Source organism: Nocardia sp. NPDC058658 (genome assembly GCF_042716665.1).
In the GTDB taxonomy this organism is placed as follows: Bacteria; Actinomycetota; Actinomycetes; order Mycobacteriales; family Mycobacteriaceae; genus Nocardia.
Genome location: NZ_JBHXRR010000022.1, coordinates 106,422 through 119,611 on the forward strand (window position 1 = coordinate 106,422; position 13,190 = coordinate 119,611).

Here is a 13,190-nt window from a genome sequence, read left to right on the forward strand (position 1 = left end):
GCGCCCCCCCCACCTCGGGACAACAACTCGGTCTCCCAGTATCCCCCCCCGGCAACCGGCGCAATCAAAGCCTCCCCATCCCAAAACCCACGCTAATCACACGCGGCCCCCACAAAAGGGTGGGACCCGCTTCTTTGTGCGCCCGAAGGGATTCGAACCCCTAACCTCTTGATCCGTAGTCAAGTGCTCTATCCGTTGAGCTACGGGCGCATGGTGGTGCATCTTCAGTTGTTACCCAGCGAGCTGGGTGTGGCGGAGGCGAGAGGATTTGAACCTCCGGTCCCCGTGAAGGGACAACTCATTAGCAGTGAGTCCCATTCGGCCGCTCTGGCACGCCTCCTGGAGCCTTCTCTTTCGAGGGCACCGGTCCTTGTCGAACCGCCGGGAATGAAGATTACACGAGCGTGGGTAGTAGTCCAAAACGCCTGGTCAATCAGCGTAAATTGCTGTCGAACCAGTCGTAGACGCGGGTCTGGAAGTCGATGCGAACGGCGGCTGCCGCGTCGTCGTCGGGGTCGGGGCGGTCGGCGCGGTAGCTCAGGCCGGGATAGGTGATGGTGAGACTGGCCACATCGGCCTTCGCGGTGGCTTCGCGCAGGCGCTCGATCGCCTCGGGGGGCGTGGCGGGATCGTCGGCGCCGAAGAGGCCGAGCCAGGGGGCTTGGAGGTCGGCGGCGACGTCGACCAAGGCCGCGGGCTGGTCGGGGAGCGGTTCGGTGATGCCGGGGGCGGACACGCTCACCGCGGCGCCGATCGGGCGGGTGGCGGCGACGAGGAAGGCGGCGGTGCCCGCGCTGTCGAAGCCGAGGACGCCGATCGTGTCGGGGAAGACGCCGCGAGCGGTGAGCCAGTCGAAACCGGCGTCGAAGTCGTCGAAGAGTTCCTCGCCGAACACCTCGTGTACCTGTGGGTCGGTGATGCGGTCGAACAGGTGCGGGGCGATGACGATCCAGCCCTCCAACGACAGCGCCCGCATCAGATCCAGCAGCTGGGGTGGGAAGTCACGGGATTCGTGCAGGACGACGATGCCGCCGCGGGCCACCCGGTCGGGCTCGACCACCGTGATGGGCACGGCGGTGCGTCGCACGAGAGTGACCGTTTCGGCATCGGCCGAACGTAAGGGGGCTACATCATCGTAAGTGCCCGGCATAAACCCAGCGTAGGCGGCAGAACTGAACTTGGGTAGGTCTAGCGGCCCGCGCTGTGTCCCATCCGGCGTGCGCGGGCGGCCTGCGTGGTTACGCTTCGCTACCGCCTCCGGCCGCTCACGCCGCATGTCACAACGGCCGATCGTCGTAGGGTGGGGGCGTGACCGCGCATATCCGCCCCGACCTCGCCACCATCCCGGCCTACGTTCCTGGCCGCAACCACCCGGGTGCGGTGAAGCTCGCGTCCAACGAGACCACCTTCGGCCCGTTGCCGAGCGCGGCGAAGGCGATCGCGGAGTCGGCCGAGCAGGCCAACCGCTACCCGGACAACCAGGTCACCGAGCTGCGCACGGCGCTGGCCGAGTTCCTCGGGGTCACCGTCGCGAATGTGGCGGTCGGCTGCGGCAGTGTGGCGCTGTGCCAGGAACTCGTGCAGATCACCTGCGACGCACCCACCGACGAGGTGGTGTTCGCGTGGCGCTCGTTCGAGGCGTACCCGATCGTCACCCAGGTCGGCAACGCGACCGCGGTGACCGTGCCGCTGGCCGAGGGCTACCTGCACGATCTGGACGCGATGGCCGACGCGGTCACCGAGCGCACGAAGCTGATCTTCGTCTGCAATCCGAACAACCCCACCGGCACCGCACACGGTCGCGTCGAGCTGGAAAGGTTCCTGGATCGGGTGCCCGCGCATGTTCTGGTCGTGCTCGACGAGGCCTACTACGAGTACCTGCGGCTGACCCCCGAGACCCGCCCCGACGGTGTCGAGATCGGGCGGACGAGGCCGAATGTGGTTGTGCTGCGCACCTTCTCGAAGGCCTACGGCTTGGCCGGTCTGCGCGTCGGCTACGCGGTGGGCGATCCCGAGGTGGTCACCGCGCTGCTGAAGGTGCACATCCCGTTCAGCGTGAACCGGGTCGCCCAAGCCGCGGCCATCGCCTCGCTGCAGGCGCGCGGCGAACTCCTCGATCGCACCGATGTGCTGGTGGCGCAACGGAATCGGCTGCGCGACGCACTGCTGGCCGCGGGCTATGACGTGCCGCCGAGCGAGGCCAATTTCCTGTGGTTGCCGCTGGGCGAGCGCAGTGTCGCCTTCGCCGAGGCGAGTGCCGCTGCGGGCGTGCTGGTTCGGCCGTTCGCCGGTGACGGTGTGCGGGTGACGGTCGGCGACCCGCACGAGAACGAGCAGTTCCTCGCCTTCGCCACGGCGCCCGAAACTGCGGCCCGGTTCCGTTAGCTCGGCACAGTGTCAGCCGCCCTTGACGTGGGTTGCGATGGGATTACCGCGAATTCGAGCACACTGCCAGCACACCGGTCGTAGGCTGACTCGAAGCTGATTCACGTCGACCGGTTGCCCGGTCGGCGCGCGCCACCGGTCGAGTGAGTGTGCTCTCGGCGGGCAACCTTCCCGCATCGAAGGCCTACGCCCGCACGGCCTCGCACCCTGCTGCCCGAGCGGAGATGTACCGTGAACGAAGGATCTCGCCCCGCCGTCTGCGAAAAGCCAACCCCCACAGCTGCTTTGGTGGAAACCAAGGCCGATCTGGATCGCCGGTTACGCGACTGCGACGAGTTCTTCCGCTACCCCGAACTCGGGCACCTACCCACCCAGCGCCGCCTCGGAGCACTCGCCGAATTACGCGACACCGGCACCTACCACCAGACCGCCGAAGAGATCTTGATCGGGGCGAAACTGGCCTGGCGTAACCATGCTCGCTGCGTCGGCCGCAAACATTGGCGTTCGCTGAAGCTCCTCGACGCCCGCCGAGTTACTTCCGCGCGGGAACTCGCCGAGGTGTGCTGGCAGCATTTGCGCCTGGCCACCAACGGCGGCGCGATCCAGTCGATGATCACGGTCGGCCCGCCGCGCGAACCAGGCGGTGCGGAGTTCCGGATCGAGAGCTCGCAGCTGATTCGCTACGCGGGCTACCGCAACGGCGACGGCACCGTTACCGGCGACCCGGCCAATATCGCGGCCACCGACCAGGCGCTCGCGCTGGGCTGGAATGGGGCGCGTACCCCGTTCGACGTGCTGCCGGTGCTGATCAAGACGCCCACCGAGGACGTGCGGTATTTCGACGTACCGCGCGAGCTGGTCCGCGAGGTCGATCTGATCCACCCCGACTACCCGTGGTTCGCCGGGCTGGGCCTGAAATGGCATGCGCTGCCCGCCGTTTCGAACATGGATCTGGACGTGGGCGGAGTTAGCTATCCTTTCGCTCCGTTCAACGGCTGGTACGTCGGCACCGAGATCGGCGCGCGCAACCTCAGCGACACCGACCGCTACAACATGCTGCCGCTGATCGCCGACATGATGGGACTCGATACGTCATCGGTGCGGACGCTGTGGCGGGACAAGGCGCTGATAGAGCTCAATCATGCTGTCCTGCACAGTTTTCGGGCGTCCGGTGTGCACATGGTCGACCACCACACCGTCGCGAAGCAGTTCTGCGATCACGTGCAGCGCGAGGAAGCCGCCGGGCGCACCTGCCCGACCGACTGGAGCTGGGTGAATCCGCCCATCTCCTCGGGCCTCACACCCACCTTTCACCGCTACTACGACGCCCCCGACCTGGACATCCGACCTAATTTCGTCCGGCGAGACTGATCTACGACAGGCTGTTTGGCCTCGGATCGACCGGGTATTTGCTGTCATGTAGCCGAACGAGAGCTACGGACCGACTGATCACCCAATAACCAGCGGAGCCGAGGAGTGGACGCCACATGTCCGCGATCGGATTCCGCACCAGGTAGGAGGGAATCATCATGAGCAAGGCAACTCTGGAATCGCTGATCGGCGCCACCGCTTTCGACGAGCACGGCGACAAGATCGGCAAGGTCAAGCAGATCTACATCGACAACAACACCGGTTCGCCGACCTGGGCCGCCGTCTCGACCGGACTGTTCAGCGGCGACTCGCTGGTACCGCTGGCCGGCGCCGACCACCGGGCCGACGATGACACGCTGCGCCTGCACGTCGACAAGGAACAGGTGAAGTCGGCGCCGCACCTCGACAACGGTGGCCGGATCAGCGCCCAGTCCGAGCAGGAACTGTTCAAGCACTACCACGTCGATCCGCGGTCCGCGGGCTGGAACACCTACGGCCGCCAGCAGATTCGCCCCGGCGGCGACAGCCCGATGACCCACGGCAACCCGGCACAGGGCAAGCACGCGCAACCCGGCCGCACCGACGACTCGATGGTCCGCTCGGAGGAGCAGCTGCGCGTCGACACCGAGAACACCGAGGTCGGCACCGCACGGCTGCGCAAGTACGTGGTCACCGAGGAACAGACCATCAAGGTGCCGGTGACGCACGAAGAGGTGCACATCGAACGCGAGCCGATCACCGGCGACCGCACCGGCCGCACCACCATCGGCGAGGACGAACGCGAGGTCACCCTGCACGCCGACCAGGTACACGTCCAGAAGGAAGCTGTCCCGGTGGAGCGGGTGCGCCTGGCGGTCGACGAGGTCGCCGACGAGAAGACCGTCTCCGACACCGTCCGCAAGGAACGCATCGACACCGAGGGAGTCGACGACCGACGACCGAAGGCGCCGTAACCCCCACGGAGCAGCGTCAGATCAGTCGGCTCCAGCCGCCCACCAACCGGTGGGCGGCTGGAGGTCCGTGCCGATCAGACGGCGACCATCAAGGCCACGAACCCCACCAGCATGAGGACGACGAACGCCAGCGCGAGATAGGTGTACACCAGCCCGGGAGCGCTCTGTCGCTCGGCGGACACCGCACCCTTCATGTAGATCTGCGCGGGTGCGGTGTAGTGCACCTCGGTGGTGTGCCCCGGGAACACCTCGACCCGAGCGAAGTTGCCGCCGTAGGCCATTCCCCACTGCGTCGCGTCGACCGCCACCGTGTGCACACCGGGTGGCCCCGGCACAAAGTTGGCACCCCACTTGGTATCGGGGATCGGATAGCCGTTGACCGTGATCTTCGTGCCGATACCGAAGGCGATCGGCAGCTTCCACGTGTGGACGACGATGCCGGTCTCCCCCGGCACCGCACGGAATTGTTGCTGTGCCGGAACGGCGGGCCCGGGTACGACACCGGTCATGAGATTTCCCCTCGAGCTGTCGGCCGGACCCTGAGCCCGGCCTTTGCGGAGACGGAGGGATTTGAACCCCCGATGGTTTTACCCATGCTCGCTTTCAAGGCGAGTGCATTCGGCCGCTCTGCCACGTCTCCCTAGGAGGAGATGGTAGCCGATGCCGGTGCCGCGTCTCTCCTGGATTCTGACCAGCCCTCGGGTCGTGCCCGGCCGTGGGCTGCGGCTCGGCGAAACCTTCGGCGACACCGGCAGCCGGTTCTGTCGGCGGATCGGCGTGCGGGTGCAGGATTACTTCCATGGATGCGATTGCGCTGAACGGGTTCGGTGGGCCGGAGGTCATGGAGTGGACCGTGGCGGTCGATCCGGAGCCGGGGCCCGGCGAGGTACTCGTGGAAGTCATTGCGGCGGGGGTCAATCGGGCTGATGTGATGCAGCGGATGGGGTTTTATCCCCCGCCTGCCGATGCGAGTTCGATTCTCGGGTTGGAGTGTTCGGGGAAGATCGTGAAGCTGGGGGCGGGGGTGACGGACTGGCAGGTCGGGGATCGGGTGTGCGCGCTGCTGGCCGGGGGCGGGTACGCGCAGTTCGTGGCGGTGCCCGCGACGCAGTTGTTGCCGATTCCGGACGGGATGGACGCGGTGGCCGCGGCGGGGTTGCCGGAGGTGGCGGCGACGGTGTGGTCGAACCTGGTGCTGACGGCGGGTTTGCGGTCGGGGCAGCTGGTGCTGATCCACGGTGGCGGCGGCGGGATCGGGACGCACGCGATTCAGGTGGCGCGTGTGCTCGGGGCGCGGGTGGCGGTGACGGCGGGGTCGGCCGAGAAGCTGGCCAAGTGCGCGGAGCTGGGGGCCGAGATCCTGATCAACTACCGCACCGAGGACTTCGTCGCGGTGCTCGCGGACCAGGGTGGGGCCGACGTGATTCTCGACAACATGGGCGCGAAGTACCTGGAACGGAATGTGGAGGCGCTCGCACCCTATGGGCGACTGGTGGTGATCGGGATGCAGGGCGGTGTCAGTGGGACGTTGAATATCGCTGCGCTGCTGCGTAAATGGGGCACGGTTCAGGCTACGAATGTGCGGAGTCGGCCGCGGGTGGGGCCGGGGAGCAAGGCCGAGATCATCGCGGCGGTCCGTACGAACCTGTGGCCGCGGGTGGCCGCGGGCGAGATCGTGCCGGTGATCTCCGCGGAGTTGCCGATCACCGAGGCGGCGCGGGCGCACGAGCTGCTCGATGAGTCGGGGACGTTCGGAAAGGTGATCTTGAAGGTCCAGGACTGACCGGCGACCGCGCTGAGCGCACACTATTCGCCGCGATGGTAGAAATTTCGACCGTTTCGCCGAAGAGTGGGCGCTCAGCGTGGTTACTCCATCGAACTGAGCGCCCGCCCCAGCTGGTCGATCTCGTAGCGCGTCGTATACGGCGCCAACCCGATCGTCACGGCCCCGCCCTCGTCGTTCACACCGAGCGCGTCGAGTAGTCGACTCCCGCCATGGACCCCGCTGACCGTGCCGATTCTGGCATCGGCCAGTTTCGCCGCCACCTTCTCCGCCTGCATCCCGGCCATCGTGAAACTGACCGTGGGAATGCGGGTGGAGGCGCGGCCGATCACCGTGAGGTTCTCGACCTTCTCCAGCACCTGCATCAGATGGTCGAAGAGCTGGTCGTGGTAGTCCTGCAGCGAGGTGATCGACATCTCGAGGCGTTCGCGGCGGGTGCCGGTGGCACGTTCGTCGAGGCCTGCGAGGAATTCGATGGACTCGGTGAGCCCGGCCAGCAGCGCGTACTGATGGCCGCCGACTTCGAGGCGTTCAGCGCCCTTGGCATAGGGATTCAGCGACATCGAGGGGATGCGGTCGAGGAACGCGGGGTCGCGGAAGACGAGCGCGCCCACCTGCGGGCCACCCCACGACGGTGCGCTCAGGGCGACCACGTCGGCGTTGAGTTCGTCGATGTCGATCAGGGCGTACGGTGCCGCGCCGAACGCGTCGGCCACCAGCAATCCGCCCACGTCGTGTACCCGATCGGCCGCCACTCGAACACCCGGCGCCGAGCCGACGATCGGGGACGCGGCGGTGAGCGCGACCAGGCGCGCGGTGGGTCCGATCAACTCCTCGAACTGCCACGACGGCATCTCGCAGGTCTCGATCTCCACCTCGGCCCAGCGCACGTGCGCGCCGTAGCGGTTGGCGATGCGCAGCCACGGGGCGACGTTCGCCTCATCGTCCAGGCGCGAGAGCACGATGCCGGTACCGAGGCCAAGGCGCGAACTCAGGGATTCGGCCAGCCAGGCCAGCAGGACCGCACGATCGGGTCCGAGGACGACGCCGGCCGGATCTCCGCCGACCAGATCGGCGACCGCTTCCCGTGCGGCGTCGAGGATCGCGCCGCTGCGCGATGCCGCACCGTGGCGGCCGATATGGGAGAACGAGGAGGTGCGGAAACCCGTTGAGACGGCACGCGATACCGAATCGGGAACCAGCATCCCCGCCTGCGGGTCCAGATGGATCCAGCCGTCGCCCAGGGACGGTATCAGGCCCCGAACCCTCGCGACGTCATAAGTCATGGTGGCCACTTTAAGGGCAGCGGGCGTCCCGGTGTAACCGCGTGGGGGTTTTAGCGCGAACCCGGCACACACGCAATGATGGGGACATGACGCACTCGGAGGATGTCCCCGAATCCATCGTCGTGATCGGTCCCGACGGCCGTCCACTGACCGTGCCCGCCGACACCGTGACCGCACAGGTCGTGCCGGACGACGAGAAGCCGGCGAGCGAGTCAGGCGAGTCACTGAGCGACATGGTCGAGCAGCCCGCCAAGGTGATGCGCATCGGCACGATGATCAAGCAGCTCCTCGAAGAGGTGCGCGCCGCTCCCCTTGACGACGCCAGCCGATCGCGCCTCAAGGAGATCCACAAGTCCTCGGTCCGTGAGCTCGAACAGGGGTTGGCGCCGGAGCTGCGCGAGGAACTCGAACGCCTGACCCTGCCGTTCACCGACGATTCGGTGCCGTCGGACGCGGAACTGCGCATCGCCCAGGCCCAGCTCGTCGGCTGGTTGGAGGGCCTGTTCCACGGGATCCAGACCGCGCTGTTCGCCCAGCAGATGGCCGCGCGGGCCCAGCTCGAGCAGATGCGTCAGGGTGCGCTGCCGCCGGGGATGCACGCCGCCGAGACCAAGGCCGGTGGGCACGTGGGCGGCGGGCAGTATCTCTGAGTGGTCCGAGGACAACCCTGTAAGGTCGGGGACCGTGCCCAGCGCTGCCGCCCGTCCCGACTCTGAACTGAGTGACGCGCGTACTGAAGAGAGCCCCGTGCAATCCGAAGACACTCCCACCGACGCCGAACTGGCCGAAGCCGCCGAGGCCGAGGACACCACCGATGCACCCCTGCTGGTGAAGACGCCGATGGTGTCGGATTCGCAGACGTTCGGGCGGGCGTTCAAGGACATGCGTGACGGGCTGCACCAGCGTGAGCTGTGGTTGTCGCTGGGTTGGCAGGACATCAAGCAGCGGTATCGCCGGTCGGTGTTGGGTCCGTTCTGGATCACCATCGCGACCGGGTTGCAGGCGCTGGCGATGGGGTTGCTGTATTCGACGCTGCTGGATCAGCCGATCAGTGAGTACCTGCCGTATGTGACCGTCGGTTTGATCGTGTGGAACGTCATCAGCGCCTCGATTCTCGAAGGCTCGGATGTGTTCATCGCCAACGAGGGACTGATCAAACAGTTGCCCTCGGCCTTGAGCGTGCACGTATATCGCCTGGTCTGGCGGCAGTTCCTGTTCTTCATCCACAATGCGGCGATCTACGCCGTGCTGGTGGTCGGCTTCTCGATCTGGCGTGATCTGAACTTCTCGATCCTGCTGGTGATACCCGCGATTCTGCTGCTGTTCCTCAACGCCATGTGGGTGACGATCGTTTTCGGCATCTTCTCCACCCGCTACCGCGACATCGCCCCGATCCTCGGCTCGATGACGCTGATGCTGTTCGTGCTGACCCCGGTGATGTGGTCGACGAAGGCACTGGAGAACTCGGTCGGCGGCGCGGGCGACCGGGCCAAGCTGCTCGAGATCATCCCCACCTATCACTACCTCGAAATCGTGCGCGCTCCCCTGCTCGGCGAGCCATCGGAGTGGCATCACTGGGCCGTCGTCGTGGCGATCACCGTGGTCGGTTGGGCCGTGGCCATCCTGGCGCTCAAGCAGTACCGTGCCCGCGTCCCGTACTGGGTTTAGGAGCAGTTCTCGATGAGCCGTGTGAGTATCGAAACCCAGGATGCGTGGGTCGAGTTCCCCATCTTCGACGCCAAATCGCGGTCGCTGAAGAAGGCGTTCCTCGGCAAGGCGGGCGGCGCGATCGGGCGCAACAGCTCCGATGTGGTGGTGGTCGAAGCGCTGCGTGACATCAACCTGTCTTTGAAAGAAGGCGACCGGGTGGGCCTGGTCGGCCACAACGGCGCCGGTAAGTCCACGCTGCTGCGCCTGCTCTCGGGCATCTACGAACCCTCACGCGGCAGTGCGCGCATCCGTGGCCGCGTCGCCCCCGTTTTCGACCTCGGCGTCGGCATGGACCCGGAGATCTCCGGCTACGAGAACATCATCATCCGCGGCCTGTTCCTCGGCCAGACCCGCAAGCAGATGATGGCCAAGATCGACGAGATCGCCGACTTCACCGAACTCGGCGAATACCTGTCGATGCCGCTGCGCACCTACTCCACCGGTATGCGGGTGCGGCTGGCGATGGGCGTGGTCACCTCGATCGACCCCGAGATCCTGCTGCTCGACGAAGGCATCGGCGCGGTCGACGCGGAGTTCATGAAGAAGGCGCGCACACGGCTGCAGTCGCTGGTGGCGCGCTCGGGCATCCTGGTGTTCGCCAGCCACTCCAACGAATTCCTCGCCCAGCTCTGCGACACCGCGATGTGGATCGACCACGGTCAGATCCGCGAACAAGGCGGAATCGAAGACGTTGTGCGAGCGTATGAAGGGCCCGAGGCGGGTAATCACGTGGCACAGGTGCTGCGCGATCTGGAAACCGAGGGCGCTGCGGGCGCGACGGGTGAGAAGAAGCTGGAGCAGAACAACGCATGAGCGGTCAACGGCCGGAGGCGGCAGCGCAGCGTAACCACGTAGGCCGTCCGAGCATGCGCGGTGTCACAGCATGAGCGGTCAACGGCCGGAGGCGGCAGCGGACAATCGCGAAGGCCGCCCGGAAGTGGGTGACCAGGTCGCCCCGGCTGCGGTGCCCAGCGGGTTCAGCATGACCGATCGGCTCGAAGCCGCCAGTCCCGCCCGCGTCGAGCCCGCCGCCGTACTGCCGAGCGAGGTCGCGACGCCGTCCGGCTCCGACAAAGCTGCGTCCCGTGGCGACGCCGCCAACGCGTCCGAGACGGCTGTGCCCGACGAGACAGCTGTGCCCAGCAAGACGACCACGCCTGGCGAGACAGCTGTGTCCGACGATGCCGCGCCCGCGGAAGCAGTTGTGCTGCCCGATGACGCGGAACTGCCCGCCGGCGCCGAACCTGCCGACATCTCCACCGAGACCGGGCCGAATGCGCGGATCATCGCGGTGGTCGTCACGCACAAGCGGCGTGAACTGCTCGCCGAGTCGCTGAAAGTGCTTGCCTCGCAGTCGCGTCCGGTCGATCACCTGATCGTCGTCGACAACGCCAACGAGGACGCCGTAGCCGAGCTGGTCGCCCAGCAGCCGATCGAGGCGACCTACCTGGGGTCGCGCCACAACCTCGGTGGTGCGGGCGGTTTCGCGCTGGGCATGCTGCACGCGCTGACCCAGGGTGCGGATTGGGTGTGGCTCGCCGATGACGACGGCCGCCCCGACGGGCCCGAAGTGCTTGCGACACTGATCGATTGCGCGCGCAGGCACAACCTCGTCGAGGTATCGCCGGTGGTCTGCGATATCGACGAACCCGATCGTCTCGCGTTCCCGCTGCGCCGTGGCGTGGTGTGGCGGCGGCTGCGCTCGGAGCTCGGCGACGAGGACTTCCTGCCCGGTATCGCGTCGCTGTTCAACGGCGCGCTGATCTCGGCGAAGGCCGTGGATCTGATCGGCGTGCCCGACCTGCGACTGTTCGTGCGTGGCGACGAGGTGGAGGTTCACCGTCGCCTCGTCCGCTCCGGGCTGCCGTTCGGCACCTGCCTGCAGACCGCCTACCTGCACCCCAACGGTGCCGAGGAATTCAAGCCGATCCTGGGCGGGCGCATGCACACCCAGTACCCGGACGACCCGGTGAAGCGCTACTTCACCTACCGTAACCGCGGCTACCTGATGTCACAGCCCGGGATGCGCAAGCTGTTGCCGCAGGAGTGGATTCGCTTCTCCTGGTTCTTCCTGGTGACCCGTCGCGACCCGGCCGGCCTCAAGGAATGGTTCCGACTGCGCTCCCTCGGCCGCAACGAACACTTCGGCAAGCCCGACTAGTCCGCAACGCTCGGATGTGACTGCCGTCGACGGACCGCTCGACTCCCCGAGCGTGGCCGCCGCCCACAGCACCGCCTTGCGCATCTCGCAGGGCTTTCTCCCCCTCGGCAACTGGGCGCCCATCCCAGTCCACCGAGGTCTTCGTGCCGCAGTCGGCGAAAATAGGTTGCCGGGTCCTGTCGTGGTCCGGCAGAATCGGGTCTCGAACGTTGGAGAGGAGGTGGATGTCCGTGAGTACGCACGTGTGGATTGCCGTGCCCGGCCGGCGCGATTGCGCGCCTGCCCTGGCCGCTCCGGACATCACCTATACTCGCTGAACCCGTTCGTCGGGTTCGGCATCCGACGAAGGATTTCTTACAATGGTCGACTACGACCTGCTTGTCCCTTACGGCTGGACCGAAGCCGTAGCTTCTGAATATCTGCCGCTGGTCGGCGATCTCGTGCCTGCTCGCATCGTGCGGATGGATCGCAGTGAATGCGATGTGGTGACACCGCGTGGACCGGCCAGAGCCTCTTGCCCGCGCGACATCACCGGGCTGTGTACCGGCGATTGGGTGGGGCTCGATGCCGAAGGTGCTGTGCGGCAACTACTTCCGCGACGGTCGGCGATCATGCGGTCGTCGGTGTCGGGGCGGTCGGTGGCGCAGGTGCTGGCTGCCAATGTGGATACCGTGCTGATCTGTTCGGCCGCCGATGGTGATGTCGACCTGGGGCGGATCGAACGGATGCTCGCGCTGGCGTGGGAAAGTAACGCGCAGCCGGTTGTGGTGCTCACCAAAGCCGATGCGGCGGACTATCTTCCGCTCGATGAAGTGCGTGCGGTGGCGCCGGGGGCGACGGTGGTGGCGGTCAGTGCCGCTACTGCGGTCGGACTCGATGTGCTCACCGCGGTGCTCAGCGGGACCGTCGCGTTGATCGGACCGTCGGGTGCGGGCAAGTCCACGCTCGCCAACGCGCTGCTCGGTGCGGAAGTGTTCGCCACGAACGCGGTTCGCGCGGTCGACGGCAAAGGCCGCCACACCACCGTGCACCGCGAGCTGCGCCCACTCCCGGGCGGTGGCACCCTCACCGATACCCCCGGCCTGCGCGGCATCGGCCTCTACGACGCCGCCGACGGCATCGGCAAAACCTTCAGCGACATCGAATCCTTCGCCGCTGATTGCCGTTTCGCCGACTGCGCCCACGAATCCGAACCCGGCTGCGCGGTCCAGGCCGCCCTCGCCGACGGCGAGATCACCGAACGCCGACTGACCAGCTACCGCAAGCTGGCCAGGGAGAACGAATGGATGGCCGCCCGCACCGACAAACGCCTTGCCGCCGAACGCGAACGCGCCTGGCGCGACATCACCAAGCAACACCGCGAACGAGGTCGCCGCTGACCGGCGACTTGGGCATTTGATCACCATGTAATCACGCAAGCATCGCCCGAGAGGGCACCTGCATGAGCTTGGTTTTTAACCGGGTGGGCGGGCCATTCAGAACCCCACTTGATCACGAAAGAAGCCCTTGATCGATGATTCTTCTTGCGACAGAACGAATCT

General features: G+C 66.6%; 12 protein-coding genes and 3 tRNA genes. 9 read left to right on the plus strand and 6 right to left on the minus strand.

Annotated elements, in window-relative coordinates; genetic code table 11:
• Nucleotides 1–137 precede the first annotated feature (137 nt).
• From ACFWUP_RS25190 to ACFWUP_RS25200, 3 genes are all read right to left on the minus strand, one after another.
• Nucleotides 138–210 (minus strand) — tRNA-Arg (locus tag ACFWUP_RS25190).
• A gap of 40 nt (nt 211–250) precedes the next feature.
• A tRNA-Ser gene (locus ACFWUP_RS25195) sits at nt 251–340 on the minus strand.
• Nucleotides 341–433: 93 nt separating this feature from the next.
• Entirely contained in the window at nt 434–1,150 is a 717-nt protein-coding gene (locus tag ACFWUP_RS25200) for a dienelactone hydrolase family protein (RefSeq protein WP_379238284.1), read from the minus strand.
• A gap of 158 nt (nt 1,151–1,308) precedes the next feature.
• On the opposite strand from ACFWUP_RS25200, the gene hisC reads away from it, so the two are divergent.
• The 3 genes from hisC to ACFWUP_RS25215 all read left to right on the plus strand — a co-directional run bounded on the left by hisC (nt 1,309) and on the right by ACFWUP_RS25215 (nt 4,709).
• Complete coding sequence (gene hisC / locus ACFWUP_RS25205; protein WP_379238286.1) at nt 1,309–2,385, plus strand: histidinol-phosphate transaminase; 1,077 nt, start codon at nt 1,309–1,311, stop codon at nt 2,383–2,385.
• Between the two features lie 288 nt (nt 2,386–2,673).
• Nucleotides 2,674–3,756: a nitric oxide synthase oxygenase gene (locus tag ACFWUP_RS25210; RefSeq protein ID WP_379238308.1), complete on the plus strand. Its 1,083-nt coding sequence runs from the start codon at nt 2,674–2,676 to the stop codon at nt 3,754–3,756.
• 158 nt (nt 3,757–3,914) lie between these two features.
• Nucleotides 3,915–4,709, plus strand: a complete 795-nt coding sequence (locus ACFWUP_RS25215) for a DUF2382 domain-containing protein (protein WP_379238288.1) — start codon at nt 3,915–3,917, stop codon at nt 4,707–4,709.
• Nucleotides 4,710–4,783: 74 nt separating this feature from the next.
• On the opposite strand, the gene ACFWUP_RS25220 is transcribed toward ACFWUP_RS25215, so the two are convergent.
• Both ACFWUP_RS25220 and ACFWUP_RS25225 read right to left on the minus strand, forming a co-directional pair.
• Complete coding sequence (locus tag ACFWUP_RS25220) at nt 4,784–5,218, minus strand: hypothetical protein (protein WP_379238290.1); 435 nt, start codon at nt 5,216–5,218, stop codon at nt 4,784–4,786.
• Between the two features lie 46 nt (nt 5,219–5,264).
• Nucleotides 5,265–5,349: transfer RNA gene (locus ACFWUP_RS25225), tRNA-Ser, on the minus strand.
• A gap of 159 nt (nt 5,350–5,508) precedes the next feature.
• Between ACFWUP_RS25225 and ACFWUP_RS25230 the strand changes: the two genes are divergently transcribed.
• Nucleotides 5,509–6,492: an NAD(P)H-quinone oxidoreductase gene (locus ACFWUP_RS25230; protein WP_379238292.1), complete on the plus strand. Its 984-nt coding sequence runs from the start codon at nt 5,509–5,511 to the stop codon at nt 6,490–6,492.
• Nucleotides 6,493–6,575: 83 nt separating this feature from the next.
• On the opposite strand, the gene ACFWUP_RS25235 is transcribed toward ACFWUP_RS25230, so the two are convergent.
• Nucleotides 6,576–7,778, minus strand: coding sequence for a cysteine desulfurase-like protein (locus ACFWUP_RS25235; RefSeq protein WP_379238294.1), 1,203 nt, complete (start codon nt 7,776–7,778; stop codon nt 6,576–6,578).
• A gap of 86 nt (nt 7,779–7,864) precedes the next feature.
• Here ACFWUP_RS25235 and ACFWUP_RS25240 point away from each other — a divergent pair, with 86 nt between their 5' ends.
• The 5 genes from ACFWUP_RS25240 (at nt 7,865) to rsgA (ending at nt 13,028) form a co-directional block, all read left to right on the plus strand.
• Complete coding sequence (locus tag ACFWUP_RS25240; protein ID WP_379238296.1) at nt 7,865–8,428, plus strand: bacterial proteasome activator family protein; 564 nt, start codon at nt 7,865–7,867, stop codon at nt 8,426–8,428.
• Between the two features lie 190 nt (nt 8,429–8,618).
• Nucleotides 8,619–9,446 (plus strand): ABC transporter permease, encoded by an 828-nt coding sequence (locus ACFWUP_RS25245; protein ID WP_379238310.1) that lies wholly within the window; start codon nt 8,619–8,621, stop codon nt 9,444–9,446.
• Between the two features lie 12 nt (nt 9,447–9,458).
• Entirely contained in the window at nt 9,459–10,301 is an 843-nt protein-coding gene (locus ACFWUP_RS25250) for an ABC transporter ATP-binding protein (RefSeq protein ID WP_379238298.1), read from the plus strand.
• Nucleotides 10,302–10,740: 439 nt separating this feature from the next.
• Entirely contained in the window at nt 10,741–11,649 is a 909-nt protein-coding gene (locus tag ACFWUP_RS25255; protein WP_379238312.1) for a glycosyltransferase, read from the plus strand.
• Between the two features lie 359 nt (nt 11,650–12,008).
• Nucleotides 12,009–13,028, plus strand: a complete 1,020-nt coding sequence (rsgA, locus tag ACFWUP_RS25260) for a ribosome small subunit-dependent GTPase A (RefSeq protein ID WP_379238300.1) — start codon at nt 12,009–12,011, stop codon at nt 13,026–13,028.
• The last annotated feature ends 162 nt before the right edge of the window (nt 13,029–13,190 follow it).